Below are 20,234 nucleotides of genomic sequence, written 5' to 3'. Positions count from 1 at the left end.
GAGGGACTAGTAGTGGAGTCGCAGGGTGCGGGCGGCGATGTCGGCGTCCCCTCCCTGCACGGTCAAGGTGCCGGCGTCGCGGTCCCAGTCGGTCTTCCACTCGGGGAGGTCGAGGGGGAACACGGTGGCGACGCGGAGGTCGCGGCCGGCGAGGTGCGGCAGGTGGAGCACGGTCGTCGCGTCGCCGCCGCGGCGCCAGACGGAGACGAGGTCTTCGCCGTCGCCGCGGAGGCCGAGGGCGACCCAGGGCGCGGTCCAGTCGGGGAGCCCGGCGGGCCAGTAGGCGTGGCCGGCGGCGATGGACTCGCGGAGTTGCTTTGCGGTCGCGACGGCGGTGGCGACGGTGGCGCGCTGCGCCTCGGTCATGCGGTTGAGGTGGCCGGAGACGTAGAAGCGGCCGAGGAGCCCGGTGACGAGGCAGAACGCGACCTCCTCGTCGTTCATCTCGGGCTGCGGGTAGGCCCAGCTGGCGGCCTGCTCGGGCAGGAGCGAGATCGGCGCGGCAGCGGCGATCGGCGGGTACTTCGTGAACTCCTGCTGGTCCGAAGTGGACTGCATGGCGAGGCGGGAGAGGACGGCGAAGTCCATGCGCATCGCCCCGGAGGAGCAGTTCTCGATGACCAGGCCGGGGTGGCGGTCCAGGACGCCGTCGAGCCAGGCGAGGTGGGCGCGGTTGTGGCCGAGGAGGCCGTCGCCCACGCTGTCCGCGTTCAGGTCCGTGCCGGGACCGGGGTTGATGTTGTAGTCGAACTTGAAGAAGCCGATGCCGAACTCGGCGACGAGGCGGTCGACGACGCCGTCGAGGTGCGTGACGGCCGCCGGGTGGCGAAGGTCCAGGTGGTAGCGGTGGTGCTCGATGAGGCGCTGGCCGTGGCGCTGGAGGAACGCCTCATCGGGGAGCCGCTGCGCCATGGGGCTGCGGACGCCGATGACCTCGGGTTCGAGCCAGAGGCCGGGGACCATGCCGGCGGCGCGGATCGCGTCGATGACCTCGCCGAGGCCGCCGGGGAAGCGGGTGGTGGAGGGCCGCCACTCCCCCACGCTGGGCCACCAGTCGCCGCCGTCGTCGTACCAGCCGGCGTCGATGCAGAAGATCTCGGCGCCCACTTCGGCGGCGGTCGTGATGAGCGGGAGCAGCTTCTCGGTGGTGGGGTCGCCGAGGAGGGTGTTCATGTAGTCGTTGAAGACCACGGGCATCGCGGCGTTGTCGGGGTGGGGGCGGCGGGCGGCGCGGCGGAAGTCGGTAAGGGCCGCAACGGCTTCGGTGAAGTCGTCTCCGGCGGTGACGGTGGCCGGGACGGTCGTGAAGGACTCGCCGGGGCGCACGACGCGGGTCCAGGCCGAGTCGGCGTCGGTGGGGCCGGAGAGGGTGAAGTAGCCGCCTTGGAGGTCTTCGCCGAGCTCCCAGCGCCAGGCGCCGTTGTGCTCGATCTGCCAGGCGAAGGCGAGGCCGGGGGTCTCCACGCCCGCGACCGGGAGGTGGCGGCCGGTGGACCAGGTGCCGTCGGAGGTGACGGAGTGGTGGCCGCGCGGGTCGTGCGTGCTGTGCGCGTATTCGGTGGAGAGGCGCGGGAAGTCGTTGCCGCGCAGCGGAGTGCGGGTCCAGCGGCCTTCGCCGAACCAGTCGCTCACACCCTGGACGCGGTGCCAGCCGGCGAGGTTGTCCTCCCCCGCGGCGCCGGGCCGGGTGAAACCGGAGGACCAGGAGGCGACGGAGCGGAGCACGAGGACCTGGTCCCCGGTCGCGCGGATCTCGACGCGGGAGCGCACGGCGGCCGGGGCGGCGTCGAAGACCTCGAGGGTGACGACGGCTTCGAACCCGGGTGCGGTCTGGCGCAGGACCAGCCTGCGGACCCCGTCAGTGTGCTCCTCGGCGTGCGAGGCGTAGCGCAGGGCCAGGCCGAGCTCGGTGTGGGAGATCCGGTCGGCGGCGGGGGTGTTGCCGGTATGAGCGGTCGTGACCTCGACGAGGGGGACGGCGTGCAACGGGACGGCGGCCCCGTCGCGGACGAGGCCCGCCAGGCGCACCGGCGAATCGTCGCCCCAGGCGAATCCGAACTCGAGACGTCCACTGCCCCAAGAGAACTGATCGGTCACGATACTCCTTTGCCCTAACGTCGGGAACGCGGTCGGGAGCCCGCCGCGATGCGTTGACAGCCCGAACCCTAACCCAAATCTGAAATCGATTTCAAGTCACGTCTTGAAATCGTTATCAAAAATCGGTACGGTCTACCTGCGATCCGACGGTCGCGATCCCCGGTTTTTCAACAGGGGTGTTCGAGCAGTCCCGGCGAGTCGGTATCCGAGTCCATTCGTTCGCTCGGAAGGCGGAGGGGCCTTTGCATACCGGGGTTGTATGCGAAGGCCCCGACAACGCGGCGAGCGGGCGAATGGGCCGGATAGCGGCCGGCGGGGCTGCTCGAACACCCCTTAGTCCCGGCTCAATGAAGAGAGGACCACCCTGATGTTGAGGAGACTCATGAGCACCGGTCTGGCCGCGGCAGTCGCCGCGACCGCCCTGACCGGTCTCACCTCCCCGGCCGCCGCCGCCGAGCCCCAAGTGCTCGCGGTGGACTTCGCCGAACGCACCGGCGACTTCCGCGGCGGCGCCTCCGGCACGCTCTACGGCTTCGGCGACGAAGGCGCCCCCACGCAGGCGCTCGTCAACGGCGCCCACATCACCAACACCTCGCAGAAGGCGCCCTACGGCACCCAGCACCCCTCCGGCGACGCCGTCAAGGTCGAAGACGGGTTCTTCGCCGAACACGGCGAGGACATGTACATCTACATGCAGGACTACTACCCCGAATGGCCGTACAACGGCGGCAGGCGCCCCGGCGACGACCGCACCTACAACCTGCAGGACGGCACCTACACCCTGGGCGGCAACGGCGTCTGGGACTTCCTCGAGGTCATCGAGTTCGTGACCGAGGCCGTCGCCACCGACTCCGCACGACCCCAGGACTACGTGCTCCTCCCCTTCAACGAGCCCGACGGCGGCAACTGGTACCCCGACTGGGCTGGCCAGAAGGACCAGTTCCTCGGTGACTGGCAGGCCGTCTACGAGAAGATCCAGGAGGTCTGGGCACGCCACGACCTCGGCCACGCCCGCATCGCCGGCCCCGGCGACACCCGCTGGCAGCCCGAGCGCAGCCGCGACATCCTCGAGTTCGCCAAGGCCAACGACTCGCTGCCCGACATCTTCGTCTGGCACGAACTCGGCATCGACAACCTCGCCACCTACCGCGGGCACTTCGCCGACTACCGCGCACTCGAAGCCGAGCTGGGCATCGACCCGCTCCCGATCAACATCACCGAGTACGGGATGCTCCGCGACATGAGCGTCCCCGGGCAGCTCATCCAGTGGTTCTCCATGTTCGAGGACACCAAGGTGGACGCCCAGACCGCGTACTGGAACTACGCGGGCAACCTCTCCGACAACACCGCCCGGCCCAACGGCGCGAACGCCGGCTGGTGGATGTTCAAGTGGTACGGCGACCTCGACGGCGGCGAGACGGTGGCCGTGACGCCCCCGACGCCGAACGGCGTCGACACCCTCCAGGGCATCGGCGCGGTCGACGAGGCGAACCGCCGCGCCACCGTCCTCTGGGGAGGCACCGACAGCGATGTGTCCCTTGACCTCTCCGGGCTCGACATGGCGATCTTCGGCAGCAGGGTCGACGTGGAGATCCGCGAGAACGCCGTCACCGGCGCCGAAGGCCTCGCCGACACCCCGCCCGTGATCGCCGCCTACGACGGCCTCGATGTGGTCAACGGCGAACTGCGGCTCGACGTGCCCACGTACGACCGGTACGCGGGCTACCAGCTCATCATCACCCCGAGCCAGAGCCGGGACGTCGAGGCCGACGCCGCCGCGCAACCGTGGCGCGACGCGATCGAGGCCGAGGACATGGCCCTCACCGGCGCCACCGTGTACACGCAGGACCCGCAGGCGAACGGCGGCTGGCAGTTCCTCGCCTCCGGCGGCCAGGACGTGGGCTCCTTCAACCAGGTCGGCTCCCGCGCCGAATGGACCGTTGACGTCCCGCGCGACGGGACCTACCGGCTCCAGGTGATCGGCGGCGCCCCGGGCGTCCCCGGCCGGCACGCCCTGTTCGTGGACGACGAATCGTCCGGCACGATCCAGTACGCGGCCGACCTGGCCCTCAACGACAACAGCCGGTGGAAGTACCGCGGCAGCGCCGAACTGCTCGTGGACCTCACCGCGGGCAGCCACACCCTCTCGATCCGCTCCAGCGCCGACGGGACCACCAGGCTCCCGAACTCGGACATCACCCTCGACAAGGTCGCACTGACCGCAGTGGAGGAAGGCGAGCCGACGCTGTACCCGGCCTCGGGCTTCCGCCTGGAGGACGGCGCGTCCCTGAAGTGGACCGGGAGCGCCAGGGGCGGCGCTGCGCTGCGCGGTGACGACCGGGCGGACCTGTACGCCACCGCGATCGAGACCGGCTACTACGACGTGCAGGTCGACTGGGCCTCCACCAAGGCCTCCTCGGTCGAGGTCGCGGTGAACGGCGCACCGGTCGCCGAAGTGACCGCGAACGGCGCCGGGAAGTGGCGCTCCACCGCCACCGTCCACCTCAACGAGGGCATCAACGAGATCGAGCTCCGCTCCACTGACGGGGCGGTCGTCCAGTCGCTCACCACGATCCGCGACCGCGCCGCCGACAGCGCGGCCGTCTCGGTCGAGGCCGAGGACATGACACTGCACGGCCAGGCATCGGTCACGCAGCTCGCGGACAGCACCGGCACCAACGCCTCCGGGAACGCCTTCGCCGGCTGGATCGGCAACGGCGCGGGCAACGCGGTCGAGATCGACCGTGACGGCTTCGCCGCCGCCGGGGACTACGACCTCACCGTCTACTACGCCAACGCCGAGACCTCCGGCCAGCACGACTACAACCCGCAGGTCGTGGACCGGCTGCTGGAGGTCCAGGAGGGCACCGAGCAGGTGGGTCACGCGTACTTCCGCTACACGTACTCGTGGAACAGCTTCTCGCAGCGCACGATCCCGGTGACACTGTCCACTGCGGATGAAGCGCTGCGCTTGGGCAACGCGAACGCCTGGGCGCCGAACATCGACCGGGTCGTCATCGCCCCGCGCCTGATCGGCGCGCCGACGACGGCCGCCCGCTAGCCGGAACAGCCCGAAGGCCCTGTGCGCGAACCGCACAGGGCCTTCGTCATTGGTGCCGTGAGGCCTAGACCCAGGACTCGTACCAGCCGCTGTGCTGCCAGCCGTTCGCCGTGTTCCAGCCGAGCTGCCACTGGATCTTGCTGCCGTCCTCGAAGTTCTTGTTGCACGCGCCCCAGCCCTTGGCCTGGCCGAGCGTGTTCAGGCAGGTGCCCGAGCGGGTGCTGCCGGTGTCGCGCCACGAGAGCGAGACCGCGTAGCCGTCCGCGGAGTTGTCCTTGATCCACAGCACGTCGCCGTAGCCCTGCACGCAGCCGTCGACCTTCGCGAAGTCGAGGCAGTCCTTGACGTACCGGTCCGACCAGTCGACGTCGACCGCGCGGTCGGACTCCGAGGCCGCGGCGGGTGAGGCGATCATCAAGGCGATGCCGACCGACGCGATGAGCGCCGACAGGATCGCTGCAATGCGATTGCGCATGCCGAGTTCCCTTCAAGGTCAGTGCCCGCCGAATGGCGGGCAGCTTCGATCAGCGGCTCACCCGTTGTGCCCCAAGGCATCCGGGTGTCCGATGTTCTCTGTTAAGGACCGCGACACGGGGTGCGGCGGTTGCTTGAACGCAGCAGGAATTTCAACCGCTTCCCGGCTTGGGGCCGAATCCGGACGGCCGCAGGGCCCGCAGAGCTGAAAGGGCGGTGGACCGGAGGACTGACCCCGGCTCCCGGCCCACCGCCCGGTCGTGCAGCGGCGCCCTGACGAGACGAGTGGCAGGGCACCGGAAATCCGTTACTTCAGGCCCGAAGTCGAGAAGCCCTGCACGAAGAACCGCTGGAAGAACAGGAACATCAGCAGGACCGGCAGGATGAACAGGGTGCTGCCCGCGGCCAGCAGGTTCTGCACCGGGAAGCCCTTCTCGTTCACGTACCCGGCGGTCATCGCGACCGCGAGCGTCGTGCGGTCGGAGCTCAGCAGCAGGCTCGGGGCGATGTAGTCGCCCCAGGCGGCGGTGAAGGTGAGCACCATGCACGCGGCCAGGACCGGCCAGGACTGCGGGATGAAGATCCGCCAGAAGATGCGCACATGGCCGCAGCCGTCGAGGATCGCGGCCTCCTCGAGCTCCTTCGGCATGCCGGAGAAGAACTGCCGGAACAGGAAGATCATGTACGCCGCGCCCGAGAGCCCCCACAGGATCCACGGCACGTACGTGTCGACCAGGCCCATCTTCGCGAACATCAGATAGGTCGGGATGAGCGTGATGATGCCGGGCATCATCATCGTCGAGATCAGCAGCCCGAACCAGAACTTCTTGCCCGGGGCCGAGAGCCGCGCGAAGCCGTACGCCATCCACGCCGAGGAGATCGTGGTCAGCACCGCCGAGAGCGTGGCGAGGATGAGGGAGTTGCGGGCGTAGCCGAGGAAGTCGATGAACGTGATCGCGTCGATGTAGTTGTGCCACTGGGGCGTCGACGGGAGCAGCTGGATCGGGAAGACCGACAGCTCGTTCGGGGCCTTCAACGAGGTGAGGATGAGCCAGCCGAGCGGCCCGGAGAAGATCACCGCGAGGACGATCAGGCAGATGTACAGGGCCGTGACGCGGGCCCGGCGCGCGATGGTCTCGGTCATTGGTCAGTCCTTGCGTTCCGAAGGGTCGACGCCGCCGTAGAAGACCGCCCTATTGCCGATCTTGAAGACCACGCCGGTGATGAGCAGCACGAACAGGAACAGCACCCACAGCAGGGCCGAGGCGTATCCGAAGTGGCTCTTGGCGAAGTACTCGGCGTAGACGTGCACCATGAAGAAGTAGTTGCCCTCGGGCACGGCCGTGACGGCGGCCGCGCCGTTGACGGGCGCGAGCAGCAGCGAGGGCACGAACACCTGGAGCGAGCCGATCACGCCGGTGACCACTTGGAAGAAGATGATCGGGCTGAGCAGCGGCAGGGTGATCCTGAAGAACGAGTAGACCGGGCCCGCACCGTCCACTTTGGCGGCCTCGAGGAGTTCCCGGGGCACGTCCTGCAGCGCGGCGAGCGAAACGATCATCGATCCGCCCACGCCCCACAGGATCATGAAGATCAGCACCATGCGCACGTAGGGGTCGGCGAGCCAGGAGATCGGCTCGCCGCCCGTGGCGCCAATCGCGGCGTTGGCGAAGCCCGCGTTCTTGTCGAAGATGATCTTGAACGTCAGGGCCGCGGCCACGCCGGGCACGACGGCCGGCAGGTAGAACAGGGCCCGGAACAGCGCGCGGCCGCGGAAGTCGCGGTTGAGCAGGACCGCCATCGCGAGCCCGGCGGCGACGCCGGTCGGCACGGTGGCGAGCATGAAGACCATGGTGCGACCCAGGGACGCGATGGTCTGCTGGTCCTGGAACACCCTGACGTAGTTGTCGAGGCCCACATAGGACCAGTTCGGGGAGAGTCCGTCGGTGTTGGTGAGGCTCATCCAGAACGCGTAGGCGAGCGGGAAGATCGTCAGCAGGACGAACCCCGCGATCCAGGGCCCCACGAACAGGTAGAACGTGCGGATGCCTTGGCCCGCCCGGCCGCGCTTCCCACTGCGCGGCCGGGCGGTTCCGGGGGGAGTGTCCCGCAGCGCTTCGAGCGTCGCGGTCACTTGACCAGCTCCTTGCCTTCGTCGATGAGGGCGTTCATGTCGTTGTTCAACGTGTCGGCGAGCGCGGCGGCGCTGGTGCCGTCGTTGATCGCGTCGGGCAGGTACTGGTTGAGCACCGCGTCGAGCGCTTCGACCTTGACGTACGGGGTGAAGGTCAGGACCTTGAAGTAGTCGGCCTCGGCGTCCTGGACGGTGAGCGCCTGGGCCTGGGCCGGGGTGCCGGTGGGCAGGTCGGCGCGGAGCGACAGGAGGCTCGGCAGGCCCCAGCCGCCGGCGGCGCGGTCCTTGGCGGGCTGGCCGCCCATGAACCACTCGAAGAGCTTCCAGGCGTCGTCGTGGTTCTTGGAGGCCTTGGGAATCCAGTAGCCGGTCGCGCCGAAGCAGGGGCTGATGCGCTCGGCGCCCATGACCGGGGCCGGGGCGAAGCGGGAGGTCTCGGCGAGCGCGGGCTCGGCCGCGATCGAGCCGCCGAACCAGTAGCCGGACCAGCTCATCGCGAGGCGGCCGGTCTGGTACGGGGGCCAGTCCCAGCCGTCGGGGTTGGGCTCGACGGGGCTGAAGCCGACCCTGGCGCGGGCGTAGTCGAGGTACCAGGAGAGGGCCTGCTGCCCTTCGGGCGAGGAGAAGTCGAGGGAGCCGAGGTCGGCGGCGAAGAGGCTGCCGCCGGCGGAGGCGGTCATGTTGACCATGGTGATGAAGAGGCCGAGGCCGCCCGCGGAGAGGCCGTAGACGGAAGTCGTGTCGCCGTCCTTCTGGGTGAGCTGCTTGCCGAGGTCGAGCCACTGGTCGTAGGTGACCGGCTCGGTGTCGGAGAGGTAGTCGACGCCGGCGGCGTCGAACAGTGCGGTGTTGTACCAGATCATGGCGTCCTGGGAGTAGTCCTTCGCCAGGCCGTAGCGCGGGCCCTTGCCCTGGGCGGAGCCGTCGTAGCGCCACACGTCGTTGATCGGGTCGATGTCGTCCTCTTTGAGCAGTTCGCTCTTCGCGAAGTAGTCGTCGAGGGGCAGGGCGAGGTCGCGGGCCACGATGTACGGCGTCTCGACGGCGCCGAGGCCGCGGACGAGGTCAGGTGCGGTGCCGCTGGCGAGCATCGCGGTGAGCTTGGTGGTGTCGACCTCGACGCGCTTGATCTTGAGGCCCAGGGCCGCTTCGGCGGCCTTGATGTCGATCTCGTTCTCCGGGGCCATGACCGTGAGGGTCGTCTTGCCGCCGTCCGAGCCGCCTGCCGAAGGGGCGCAGGCGGAGAGGGCTCCGGCGCCGGCCGCGGCGGCCGCGCCGAGGGCGGTACCGCGCATCAGCGCACGACGGGACAGCTCCGTCTTGGACAGTGCCGCCTGGGACGCCGTCGTCCCGAGGGATCCACGCATGGGTTTTCGCCTTTCAGGGAAGGGGTACGAAAGTCTGTGGACGAAGGCTAGCTCCGCTCACATAAGTACGTCAATAGTCTTGACACAGATTTATGAGCGGGTTGTATGATCGGCGCATGCCCCGGACGAAGAGCGGATCACTCCAGTCACTGCGCCGGGCGAACCAGGAACGACTGCTGACCCTCTTGCTGCGCAAGGGGCCCACGCACCGCGCCGAACTCGCCCGCCGCGCCGACCTCTCCCGTACCACCGTGTCGACGATCGTCACCGACCTGATGTCGCGCGGCCTGGTGATCGAGCGGGACGGCGACCCCGACGGGGACGGCCGCGCCAAAGAGACGCTCGCGATCAATCCGGGCGCGGCCGTCGCGCTCGGCCTCGACTTCACCTTCGACCACGTCTGGGTGCACCTCTCCGACTTGGCGCACAACGAGATCGCGGGCGCCGGGCGGGCCGTGGACCCCGATCTGGGCTGGGCGGAGCGGATCGACGTCGCCGCAGACCTCCTCGACGCCCTCATCGCCGAGCACGCGCTCGACCGGGGACGGATCGTGGGCGCCGGCATCGGCCTGCCCGGGCCCATCGAGAAGGCGACCGGGATCGTCTCCACGTCCCTCCCCGACCAGCCGTGGTCCCATGTGCACGCCGCGGACGAGTTCCAGCGGCGCCTGCGCCTGCCGGTCGCCATCGAGAACAACACCCGGCTCGAGGCCGTGGCCGAGGCCTACAGCGGCGCGGGCCGCGGGGTCCGCGACCTCATGTACGTGGGCCTGTCCAGCGGCATCGCGGCCGGGCTCATCCTCGACGGGCGGGTCTTCCGCGGCTCGGTGGGCGCCGCCGGGGAGCTCGGACACACGTCGGTCAATGTCGACGGACCGGCGTGCCCGTGCGGCAACCGCGGCTGCCTCGTCCTCCACGCCGGCATCCCGGCCGTGCTCGCCGCGCTGCGGCCCCACTTGGGCGCCAAGGCGACCGTGGAGGACGTGCTCGCCGCCGCCGCGGCGGGCGACCGCGCCTGCGAGGGCGTGCTCGCGGACGTCGGCCAGATGACCGGCCGCGTGCTCGCCAGCCTCTGCAACCTGCTCAACCCCGAGCGCATCGTCGTCGGCGGCGAGCTCTCCCGCGCAGGCGAAGTGCTCCTCGACCCGCTGCGCACTGCCATCCGCCGCTACGCGCTCACCCTCGTGCGCGAGGTCGACGTCGTCCCCGCCGCCCTCGACCTCGGCGCCCGCGCCGGAGCGGTCGGGGGCGCGGCCCTCATCCTCCGCGAACGCCCCGGCCTCGCCTCGGCCCTCGTCGACCTCACCGAATCGCAGGCGGGCAAGCCGCCCGGCGACGGGCGATAAGGTCGCCGCATGAATCGATTCGAGGGCAAAGTCGCTGTCGTCACCGGGGGCGCGAAAGGCATCGGGGCCGCCACCGCGCGGCGCCTCGCGAGCGAGGGCGCGGTCGTGTACGTCGCCGACGTCGACCGCGAGCACGGCGAGAAGACCGCGGCCGATATCGGCGGCAACGTCCACTTCGTCCACTGCGACGTCGGCAGCAGTGCCGATTGGGCGGCCCTCGCCACCGAGATCGAAGGCGGCCAGGGCAAGGTCGACGTGTTCGTCTCCAACGCCTACGCGATCCGCTTCGGCCCCGCGCACCTGCTCGATGAGGACGACTGGGACCGCACCCTCGAGGTCACCCTGAAAGCGCTCTACCTGGGCATCAAGGCCCTCACACCGCTCGCCCCCGCGACCGGCGCGGCCGTCGTCGCCGTCTCTTCCGTGCACGCCCACGCGTCGTTCCCCGGGTTCGCCGCGTACGCCGCCGCGAAGGGCGGCGTCAGCGCGCTCGCACGGCAGCTCGCCATCGAGTACGCCCCCGGTGTGCGCGTCAACACCGTCGTCCCCGGCCCCATCCTCACGCCCCAATGGGACGGCGTCCCGGCCGAGAGCATCGCCGACGAATCGGGACGCACCCTCTTGGGGCGCATGGGCGGCGCCGAAGAAGTCGCCGCCGCCGTCGCCTTCCTCGCCTCCGACGAGGCCGGTTTCATCACCGGAGCCGAACTCCCCGTCGACGGCGGCTGGCTCATCCGGCACCGCTGACCCCGCAGCTCCACAAGAGATAGAGGTTCCCTTGAACATCGCCAGAATCGAGACCTTCTTCGTCCGGCCCCGCTGGCTCTTCGTACGCGTCGAAACCGACGACGGCCTCGTCGGCTGGGGCGAGCCGATCGTCGAGGGGCGCGCCGAAGCCGTCGCCAGCGTCGTCGAAGCCCTCGCCGACCGCCTCATCGGCGCGGACGCCACCCGCATCGAGGACCACTGGCAGGTCATGACCAAGGGCGGCTTCTACCGGGGCGGACCGGTGCTCTCCAGCGCCGTCGCCGGCATCGACCAGGCCCTGTGGGACCTCAAGGGCAAGGCCCTCGGCGTGCCCGTCTACGAGCTGCTCGGCGGCGCCGTGCGCGACACCGCCCGCGTCTACACCTGGATCGGCGGCGACTCCGCCCAGGCCCTCGCCGAGGACGCCTTGCGCGCCAAGGAGAACGGCTTCGACGCCGTCAAGTGCAACGCCTCCGCGCAGATCGGGCACATCGAGACCGCCGCGCAGGTGCACCGCGTCGTCGACCAGTTCACGGAGCTCCGCGCCGCTGTGGGCGACGACTTCGACTTCGCGATCGATTTCCACGGCCGCTTCTCGACCGCCATGGCGCGCCGCGTCCTCCCCCTCCTCGAACCGCTGTTCCCGCTGTTCGTCGAGGAGGCGGTCCTCCCCGAGTTCTCCCGCGACCTGGGAGCGGTCACCGCGGGCACCTCGATCCCGCTCGCCACCGGCGAGCGGCTCTACTCGCGCTGGGACTACCGGGACGTGCTCTCCACCGGCATCGCGGTCGCGCAGCCGGACCTCTCGCACGCGGGCGGCATCTCCGAGGTGCGGCGCATCGCGGCCATGGCCGAGGCGTACGACGTCGCGCTGGCCCCGCACTGCCCGCTCGGGCCGATCGCGCTCGCCGCGAGCCTGCAGGTGGACTTCGCGTCGCCGAACTTCCTCATCCAGGAGCAGAGCCTCGGCATCCACTACAACCGGGACAACGACCTGCTCGACTACCTCGTAGACCCGGCGGTGTTCGCGTTCACGGACGGGTACGTCGAGCGGCCCACCGGGCCGGGCCTGGGCATCGAGATCGACGAGGCGGCGGTGCGCAAGGCCGCCGAAGACCCGCACCGGTGGCGCAACGAGATCTGGCGCCTGAAGGACGGCTCGTTCGCCGAGTGGTGAGGTGCAAAGAGAAGGGCTCCCGCCGCGATGCGACGGGAGCCCTTGCCGTTCAACCGGCCTGAAGCCTTTGCGGTCAGGAGTCCAGGAGGCTGCGGATCTCGTCCAGGGTCGGGATCGAGGGGCCGGCGCCCTTGCGCTGCACCGCGATCGCCGAGGCGGCGGTCGCGAACTCGGTGGCCGCCACGAGCGAGCGCTCGTCGGCCGTGCGGTCCAGGGAGGCCGCGAAGGCGCCCACGAACACGTCGCCCGCGCCCGTGGTGTCCTTGACCTCGACCGGGAACGCGGCCACCTTGACCGGCTCGGTGCCGTGGCCTCCGACGAACGCGCCGTCAGAGCCGAGGGTGATCACCACGTCGCAGCCGTGCGCGGTGAGCACGGACATGAGCGACCGCTCGCCCGTCCCGGCCGGCTCGCCCGCGAGTTCGGCGGCCTCGTGCTCGTTCACGATGAGGATGTCGACCTCGCCCAGCAGCTCCTCGGGGAAGGCCCCGCTCGGGGCGGCGTTGAGGACCACGACCGTGTCCGCGGCCCGCGCGGCGCGGATCGCGGCGGTCACGGTCTCCAGCGGCGTCTCCAACTGCACGACCATGACGTCGGCGGCGGCGATCTCGGCCAGCTCGGCCTCGGTCAGGTCCACGAGCGTGGCGTTCGCGCCCGAGTCGACCACGATCGAGTTCTCGCCCTTGCGGTCCACGAAGATCACGGCCGTGCCGGTCGGGGCGTCCACACGGCGGTCGAGCAGGATGATCCCCGCGTCCCGGGCCTGCGCGGCCAGCGCGTCGGCCGCCGCGTCGCGGCCCAGCGCGACGATGAAGCGCGTCTCGGCCCCCGCGCGGGCGGCGGCGATGGCCTGGTTGTTGCCCTTGCCGCCGGGGAAGGAGGCGAGGCCGCGCGAGAGCACCGTCTCGCCCGGCGTGGGGATGCGCTCGACCTCGTAGACGAGGTCGAGGTTCGCGCTTCCGATGACGACCACGCTCATGTTGCCTGCCTCCACAGTCCGGATCACGGGGCGGCGTTCCCCCATACGCGAAGCCTGACACAGCGGTCGCGGGCCGGTCCGCGAGTCGGCCGATCCAGTGATCCGGGACCGTCCGTCTCAACTGCTGAGCGGCATCACCCGGGCGATCCGGATCGTGTCGCCGTCTCCGGCGGCGGGGTAGGCGGCGCTGCCGTCGTCGTAGGCCTTGAACGCCTGGTAGTCGTGGTCGGGCACGTCGATGGCGAAGGACTCGCCCACGGTGTCGCCGGTTCCAGAGCCCAGGACCTGCGCCCGCATGGCGTCGCCGTCCTCCCAGGCGAGCAGCATGTGCGTCTCGCCGTAGGAGACGAGGTGCGGGTGGGACGCGTCGATCCCGGTGTCGACGCTCGCATTACTGGGTGAGAATCGCTCCAGGCGCACCTCGCCGCTCTGGCTCCACGCGGTCCAGTAGCGGGGTCCGTCGCTCGACAGGACGAGGTCGCCGCCGAACAGGGTGCCGTCGCAGACGCCCCAGGCGACGGTCTCGTAAGGGTCGGGCCGGGCGATCCGGCATTCGTTGTCGGTGGCGCAGACCATCGCGAACTCGTCGGCGCCGGGGTCCCAGACGATCCGCGTGGTCCAGCTGTGGCTGCAGCCGGTCGCGAAGGCGTCGGGGTGGTCGACGAGGTCGCCGTCCGCGTCGACGACCTGCATGCGGTCGCCCTGGTGGACGTCGACGCAGTCGCCGTTGGCGACGGTGATGGCGACGCCGAAGTAGGCCGCGAAATGCTCGCCGTCGGTCGCGAGCCGGCCGTGGTGCTGGTACCACCAGACGAACCGCGCGCCGTCGTCGTAGCCGTCGAGGCCATCGCCGAGGTTGGTGACCTCGCGCTCCCAGACCTGGTCGCCCTCGTTGTCGAAGCGCACCATGTGCATCGTGTTGCAGGGGCTGGACTCGCCGCCGCAGAGCGGGCCGTCGCCGCATGCGCCTTCGCGGGTCACCAGGACGACGACGCCGTCCTCGTCGGCGATCACGTCCTGGAGGTCGATGCCCTCGAAGGCGATCGGCTCGCCTTCGAGGCGGTCGTCGCAGTCGAGCTTGCCGAGGTGGATCCGGTCGTCCGTGCCGATCCAGGCGAGCCAGGACCCGCCGGGCCTGGCCGCGATGGCCATGGGCAGGGGTTCGGTGTCGCCTTCCTGCCCGTATCCGATGACGCCGCCCGTGTCGACCTCGGTGATGGTGACTTCCGGTGTGCTGCTGGGGGTCCGGCCGCAATCGCCGACCGTTTCAGGTCCGGCGAGTGCGGCTGCGTCGGGCGGCGGCTCAGTGGTCGGGGAGGGTTCAGTGGCGCTGCTCGCCGACTCGACGACCGCGGGCGAGGCGGCCGGGTCGGAGGGCGCGGTCGCCATGGCCGTGGCCATGGTCGTCGCCGCGAACAGGGCCGCCGCAGCGGCGACCACAATGGAGATGCGCTTCCAGTTCGCCTTGCGGGGCTGCCGCTCCTCCTCGGAGGGCGCGGGTTGCGAAGGTCTACTCATGCCGGTTTCGTCCTTCGATATGCCCACTGGCGGTCGAAGCCGCCGGTGGAATGTGGATCTTGCAGACCGAGACTACCGACGCTGCGGGAACCGCTTGCACGACGGCGAGCAGGGGCTGGGAAACCAGTTGCCTCCGTGCTGCCACTGGGGCGAGACTGGCTCGCGATGATGCCATTGAATGCGATCGACCGTCTGAAGCAGACCGTCACCGAATCCTGGACCAGCCCCGTCGCCGACGAGGTCGCCGCCGCATGGGGGTACGAGCCCGGTACGGCCCGCTGGTGGCGCTCCAGCGCCTCCCACGTGTTCGTGCTGCCCGATCCGCGCGGGAAGCGGTACCTGCGGTTCGTACCCGAGAGCCTGGTGGGCGCCGAGGCGGTGGCGGCCGTCGCGACGCTCATGGACCGCCTCGCCGACGCGGGCACACCGGTCGTCAGGCCGGTCAAGGCCGGTTCCGGGCGGCTCACCGTCACCGTGCCGACCGCGCACGGACTGATGCACGCGATGGTGGTGGAGGCCGCCGCCGGTGAGGAGGCGGACGCCGACGAGCTCACTGCCGAGCGGGCCCAGGCGTGGGGCCGCGCGCTCGCGGAGGTGCACCGCGACGCCGCGAACTTCGATGCGGTGCTGCCGCAGGCGTTCGGCGAGCTCGGCGAAGCGGCCGAGCGGTTCCCCGACGACGCCGAACTGGTGAAAGCCGTAGCGCGCCTTGGTGACCGGGTCGCCGCGCTGCCTCGCGACCGGGCCGGGTTCGGGGTCGTGCACGGCGATTTCGAGTTGGACAACCTCGCCTGGGAGGGCGACCGGGCGACAGCCTTCGACTTCGACGAGGCCGCGCGCTCCTGGTACGCCGCCGATGTCGCCTATGCCCTCCGCGACCTCACGGGCCCGGACGGCGGCGTCGCCGAGGAGCGGCGGGCGCTGGTCGACGCGTTCATCGCCGGGTACCGGAGCGTTCGCGCGTTCGAGGACGACGAGGTCGAGCGCCTGCCGTTGTTCGCGGGCGTGCACGCCGTCTGCTCGCTGGTCAGGATCGCGCGGGCGCTCGGCACGCCGGAGGCCGACGAGCCCGAATGGCTGGCCGGGCTCCGGTCGGATCTGGAGGACATGGCGAAAGCGCACCGGGAGCTGGCGATCACCGTCGCGGCGGCGGAGTAAGCGGGTGAGTCAGCGGACGGCGGCGTTCGACAAGCGCTCCGCGCACCGGGCCGCCGCCCGCTAGGAAACGGCACGGTGTCCGGCTCCCGGTCACCGCACCGCACCGCACCGCACCGCACCGCACCGCACCGCACCGCACCGCACCGCACCGCACCGCACCGCACCGCACCGCACCGCACCGCACCGCACCGCACCGCACCGCACCGCACCGCACCGCACCGACGATGCTCGCACCTCCGAACCGGGCGGCGCATGCCTATCGGCTTGCGCCCCTTAGCAGTTGTCCTCGGCGAATTCGAGGTACGTGAGCGTGATCGGGGTGTCGTAGTCGACCGGGGAGCCCGGGCCGGGGTCCTGGTAGAGGACGCTGCACTCGGTCTGGCCGTTGTCGGGGTCGGTCGACTCGGTGGCGAAGGAGACGTTGGTCCAGCCCTCCGACGCCAGGTGGTCGCGGGCCTCGGTGAACCACTCGCCCCGGACGTCGGGCAGGTTCGCCGGGCTGCCGTCGATCAGGCCACCTTCGTCCTCAGTGGATTCTTCGGTGGCCTCGTCGCCCCCACCCCCGCCTCCTCCGCCGCTGCTGCCGGTCGTCGCCTCTGCACCGGCTTCGCCCGTCTCGACGGTCTCGCGGTCGGTCGCGTCGGCGGCGGCACTGGGAGTGTCCGATGCGGAGGGTCCGGGTGCGCTGGCCCCCGTGCCCGCCGGCGCTTCCGCGGTGGTCGCCGATGACTCCTGCGCGGCGAAGGTGCCCTCCGCCCCTCCCCCGCCGCCTCCGGCTTCGCTGAGCCAGGGCGAGAGCATCAGGGCCGCGACGGCGGCCACGATGGCGACCGCGGCCGCGGGGAGGATGACCATGAGCCGCTTGCGCATCGAGGGGCGGCGGCGCGGCAGGACCGGAGCCGGGAAGGGAATCGGACTCGTTGGCGACTCCGGCCTCGGAGCCGGGGCGAAGAGCGCGGGGTCGGCATGCGGCGCTTCCGGGTTCGCGGCGGCGTGCAGGCTCGCTTCGGCGAAGGCCGCCGCGGTGGGCCAGCGGTTCTCGGCGCCCTTCGCGAGGGCCTGGAAGACCGCGGCGGCGGGTGCGGGCGGCACGGTCTCGGGGAACTGCGGCGGGGGCTGGTGCAGGTGCCCGTTGATGATCGTCCCGGCCGTCTCGCCGGTGAACGGCGGCGTCCCGGCGAGGCATTCGTACGCGACCGCGCCGAGCGAGTAGACGTCGGTGGCCGAGGTGAGCTCGTGGCCTTCGAGCTGCTCCGGAGAGGCGTAGTAGAGGGTGCCCAGGAGCAGCCCGGTCTCGGTGATGGCCGTGCGCCCGGCGGAGAGGGCGATGCCGAAGTCCACCAGGACCGCGCGGCCGCGACCGTCGATGATGATGTTGGCGGGCTTCACGTCACGGTGGATGATCCCGGCGTCGTGGGCCGATTGCAGGGCCTCGGCGACCTGCGCGCACAGGCGCATGGCCTCGGCCGGGTCCATCGGGCCGTCCAGGAGCGCCTCGGTCAGCGAGCGCCCTTCGATCAGCTCCATCACGAGGTAGGAGAGGATCGCGCCCTGCTCGCCGGTCGTCTCGCCGTAGTCGTGGAGGGCGGCGATGCCGTTGTGGCGCAAGGAGGCCACCGCGTGCGCCTCGTGCTCGAAGCGGATGCGGGCGTTCTCGTCGCGCTCGAAGCCGGACTTGAGGATCTTGACGGCCACGGCCCGCTTGAGGCGGGTGTCGAACCCGCGCCACACCGTGCCCATCCCACCGGAGGCGATCGCGGCGTCGAGTCGGTAGCGGTCGGCGATCAGCGATCCGGGTTCCACGGCTGCACCTCGGGGTCAGGTGTGGACAGAGGTCAATGCCCAACAATCCTAAGGGATCTCGGCTCCGCAGGCGGGGGCCGAGGGCGTCCGCGTCCGTCCCGGACAGCACGCGCCCCGGGCCCCGGCCCGGACCGGTCAAGCGGCACGGTCGGAGCGCCGCACCCGTTGACATCGACGAATCGCTATGGATATCCTGTGGTCGGCTTAACCGATTCAGTATTCGAAACCCCAGGTCATGGCCATATTCCGGATCCAACCCCTCCCGCGAGGGCCTTACGTTCCAAAGGAGACGCAAGTGCCTATCTCCGCATTCCGCGCGCCCCGGCGCGCCGTGATCACCCTCGGCGCCGCCGCAATCGCGGCCGCCGGCATGCCGTCGGCCGCCAGCGCCGCGCCGAGCCGGCCCCGCCGCGTCGCGATCGTCGACGACTGCGCGACCCCGCAGACGCGCGCGCTCTTCCAGTACATGCTCGACCAGCAGGGCCAGGGCATCCTGTTCGGGCACGAGCACTCGCTCACCGACGGGTTCACCTTCGACACCTTCACCGAGACGACCTCCGACGTGGAGGCCACAACGGGCGACTACCCGGCCGTGTTCGGCTGGGACACCTTGATCCTCAACGGGTTCCAGAAGCCGGGCGTGTACGGCGGCACCGTCGAGGAGAACATCGAGGCCATGAGCTGGGCCTTCGAGAAGTCGGACGCGCTCGGCGGGATCAACGTGCTGAGCGCGCACATGTACAACTTCGTCACGGGCGGGGACTTCTGGGACACGACGGGCCGCGTCGTGAGCCAGATCCTCCCGGGCGGGCCCAAGCACGCGGACTTCAACGAGTTCCTGGACCGGATCGCGGCCTCGGTGAAGGGCGCCAAGCGGGCCGACGGCACGCTGATCCCGATCGTGTTCCGGCCGTTCCACGAGAACACGGGCGGCTGGTTCTGGTGGGGCGCGGGGCACTGCACGTCTGCGGAGTTCATCGAGATCTTCCGCTACACCGTGGAGTACCTGCGGGACACCAAGAAGGTGCACAACCTCCTGTACTCGTACTCGCCGAACTCGAGCTTCGGCGGGGATCCCCAGAACTATATGAAGACGTACCCGGGCGACGAGTTCGTGGACGTCCTCGGTTACGACGCGTACGACAACTCGGCTGGCTCGGCGGAGTGGCTGGCGGGCACCATGAAGGACCTGGCGATGGTCGTGGGCCTCGCCGAGGAGCGCGGGAAGGTGCCGGCGTTCACGGAGTTCGGCGAGTCCGGGGAGGAGGGCCGGAACCTCGACTGGTTCACCGACCTGCTCGCGGCGCTGAAGGCGGACCCGGCCGCGAGCCGGGTGTCGCACATGCTGACCTGGGCGAACTTCGGCGGGACCAACCGCGCGTACGTGCCGTTCCCCGGGCATGCGCTGGAGCCGGACTTCGTGGAGTTCTACGAGGACCCGTACTCGCTGTTCGCCTCCGACCTGGACGGGGTGTACGACGCGCGCACGCACGCGGTGCCGAGCGCGCCGTTCCTGCATCTGGTCACTCCGACTGACCGCCAGCGCGTGACGACGGCCGAGACGACGATCCGGCTGCGCCTGACCTCCGCGACGACGCGGAAGGCGACGTACTCGATCAACGGGGGTTCGCCGGTGACGCTGACGCGGGACTCGGCGGGGTTCTACTCGGGGAAGTGGTCGATCGATCCGTCCTGGCTGGACAACCGGACGGTGACCGTGTCGGTGAGCGCCAAGGTGAACGGGCGCACGATGACGGACGAGGCGCTGGTGTTCCTCGGCGAGGTCGAGCCGCTGCCGGTGGGGTGGATCGACGACTTCGAGGGGTACGCCGGTGACGACCTGACGCTGAGCGAGGCGTACAGCCACGTCAACGCCAACACGACGACCCTCTCGGCGGATCACAGGGCTTCGGGCGCTTACGGTCTGGCGTACTCGTACGACTTCGCGAACACCGGGTACACGGGGATCGGGCGGTCGGTGGGGCAGGACTGGACGGCGTTCAGCGCGTTGAAGCTGTGGCTCAAGGGCGACGGCTCCACGAACGGGGCGACGATCCAGATCGTGTCGAAGGGCGCGTACTTCGAGTTCAACACGGGCCTGTCGGACACGGCAGGGGCCGAGGTGAACGCGCCGTTCGCCGACTTCCGGCCCGCGCCTTGGGACACGGGGCACGCGGACGCGCGGCTGGACGCGGAGCACCTGGCGGAGATCTCGGCGTTCAACCTGTACCTCGGGTACGGCGGGACGACGGCGGCCGGGACGATCTATGTGGACGATATTCGTGCGGAGTGAGTGAGGGCCCCGCGGCCGGAGGCGAACTCCGGCCGCGGGGCCCGAACCGTCAGATCAGGCCCGGGGGCGCGCATTCCGGG

Annotated in this window: 14 protein-coding genes; 6 read left to right on the top strand and 8 right to left on the bottom strand. The window is 70.4% G+C overall.

The window, feature by feature from the left end; translation table 11 throughout:
• Positions 1-6: 6 nt before the first annotated feature.
• Positions 7-2,097: a glycoside hydrolase family 36 protein gene (locus O2L52_RS02140; RefSeq protein WP_270113650.1), complete on the bottom strand. Its 2,091-nt coding sequence runs from the start codon at positions 2,095-2,097 to the stop codon at positions 7-9.
• Positions 2,098-2,479: 382 nt separating this feature from the next.
• On the opposite strand from O2L52_RS02140, the gene O2L52_RS02135 reads away from it, so the two are divergent.
• Complete coding sequence (locus O2L52_RS02135) at positions 2,480-5,158, top strand: carbohydrate-binding protein (RefSeq protein ID WP_270113649.1); 2,679 nt, start codon at positions 2,480-2,482, stop codon at positions 5,156-5,158.
• Between the two features lie 64 nt (positions 5,159-5,222).
• On the opposite strand, the gene O2L52_RS02130 is transcribed toward O2L52_RS02135, so the two are convergent.
• The 4 genes from O2L52_RS02130 to O2L52_RS02115 all read right to left on the bottom strand — a co-directional run bounded on the left by O2L52_RS02130 (position 5,223) and on the right by O2L52_RS02115 (position 9,133).
• Entirely contained in the window at positions 5,223-5,633 is a 411-nt protein-coding gene (locus tag O2L52_RS02130; RefSeq protein WP_270113648.1) for a hypothetical protein, read from the bottom strand.
• A 306-nt stretch (positions 5,634-5,939) separates the two neighbouring features.
• The gene (locus tag O2L52_RS02125; protein WP_270113647.1) at positions 5,940-6,776 is read right to left on the bottom strand and encodes a carbohydrate ABC transporter permease; all 837 of its coding nucleotides are present in this window, start codon (positions 6,774-6,776) and stop codon (positions 5,940-5,942) included.
• Positions 6,777-6,779: 3 nt separating this feature from the next.
• On the bottom strand, positions 6,780-7,766 hold the full coding sequence (locus O2L52_RS02120) for a carbohydrate ABC transporter permease (protein ID WP_270113646.1): 987 nt from the start codon (positions 7,764-7,766) through the stop codon (positions 6,780-6,782).
• Positions 7,763-9,133 carry an extracellular solute-binding protein gene (locus O2L52_RS02115; protein ID WP_270113645.1) on the bottom strand — a complete coding sequence of 457 codons (1,371 nt, stop codon included), beginning with the start codon at positions 9,131-9,133 and terminating at the stop codon, positions 7,763-7,765. The genes O2L52_RS02120 and O2L52_RS02115 overlap by 4 nt, the downstream gene beginning before the upstream one ends.
• Before the next feature lie 116 nt (positions 9,134-9,249).
• Between O2L52_RS02115 and O2L52_RS02110 the strand changes: the two genes are divergently transcribed.
• Genes O2L52_RS02110 through dgoD form a run of 3 tightly spaced genes read left to right on the top strand, consistent with a single transcriptional unit; the run spans position 9,250 to position 12,403 of the window.
• On the top strand, positions 9,250-10,479 hold the full coding sequence (locus O2L52_RS02110) for an ROK family transcriptional regulator (protein WP_270113644.1): 1,230 nt from the start codon (positions 9,250-9,252) through the stop codon (positions 10,477-10,479).
• Between the two features lie 9 nt (positions 10,480-10,488).
• Positions 10,489-11,226, top strand: coding sequence for an SDR family NAD(P)-dependent oxidoreductase (locus O2L52_RS02105; RefSeq protein WP_270113643.1), 738 nt, complete (start codon positions 10,489-10,491; stop codon positions 11,224-11,226).
• A 31-nt stretch (positions 11,227-11,257) separates the two neighbouring features.
• A complete protein-coding gene (dgoD, locus tag O2L52_RS02100) occupies positions 11,258-12,403 on the top strand; it encodes a galactonate dehydratase (protein ID WP_270113642.1) in 1,146 nt (381 codons plus the stop codon).
• Positions 12,404-12,476: 73 nt separating this feature from the next.
• On the opposite strand, the gene O2L52_RS02095 is transcribed toward dgoD, so the two are convergent.
• Both O2L52_RS02095 and O2L52_RS02090 read right to left on the bottom strand, forming a co-directional pair.
• On the bottom strand, positions 12,477-13,382 hold the full coding sequence (locus O2L52_RS02095) for a ribokinase (RefSeq protein WP_270113641.1): 906 nt from the start codon (positions 13,380-13,382) through the stop codon (positions 12,477-12,479).
• Positions 13,383-13,499: 117 nt separating this feature from the next.
• Complete coding sequence (locus O2L52_RS02090) at positions 13,500-14,900, bottom strand: hypothetical protein (RefSeq protein ID WP_270113640.1); 1,401 nt, start codon at positions 14,898-14,900, stop codon at positions 13,500-13,502.
• Positions 14,901-15,065: 165 nt separating this feature from the next.
• On the opposite strand from O2L52_RS02090, the gene O2L52_RS02085 reads away from it, so the two are divergent.
• Positions 15,066-16,058 carry a phosphotransferase enzyme family protein gene (locus O2L52_RS02085; RefSeq protein ID WP_270113639.1) on the top strand — a complete coding sequence of 331 codons (993 nt, stop codon included), beginning with the start codon at positions 15,066-15,068 and terminating at the stop codon, positions 16,056-16,058.
• Positions 16,059-16,331: 273 nt separating this feature from the next.
• On the opposite strand, the gene O2L52_RS02080 is transcribed toward O2L52_RS02085, so the two are convergent.
• A complete protein-coding gene (locus O2L52_RS02080; RefSeq protein ID WP_270113638.1) occupies positions 16,332-17,861 on the bottom strand; it encodes a serine/threonine protein kinase in 1,530 nt (509 codons plus the stop codon).
• A 295-nt stretch (positions 17,862-18,156) separates the two neighbouring features.
• On the opposite strand from O2L52_RS02080, the gene O2L52_RS02075 reads away from it, so the two are divergent.
• Positions 18,157-20,154, top strand: a complete 1,998-nt coding sequence (locus tag O2L52_RS02075) for a glycosyl hydrolase (protein ID WP_270113637.1) — start codon at positions 18,157-18,159, stop codon at positions 20,152-20,154.
• Positions 20,155-20,234: the final 80 nt, after the last annotated feature.

Source organism: Glycomyces algeriensis (assembly GCF_027622855.1).
Classification (GTDB): domain Bacteria; phylum Actinomycetota; class Actinomycetes; order Mycobacteriales; family Micromonosporaceae; genus Glycomyces; species Glycomyces algeriensis.
Note: the sequence above shows the minus strand (reverse complement) of the source record. Positions and strands in the feature narration are given on the sequence as shown.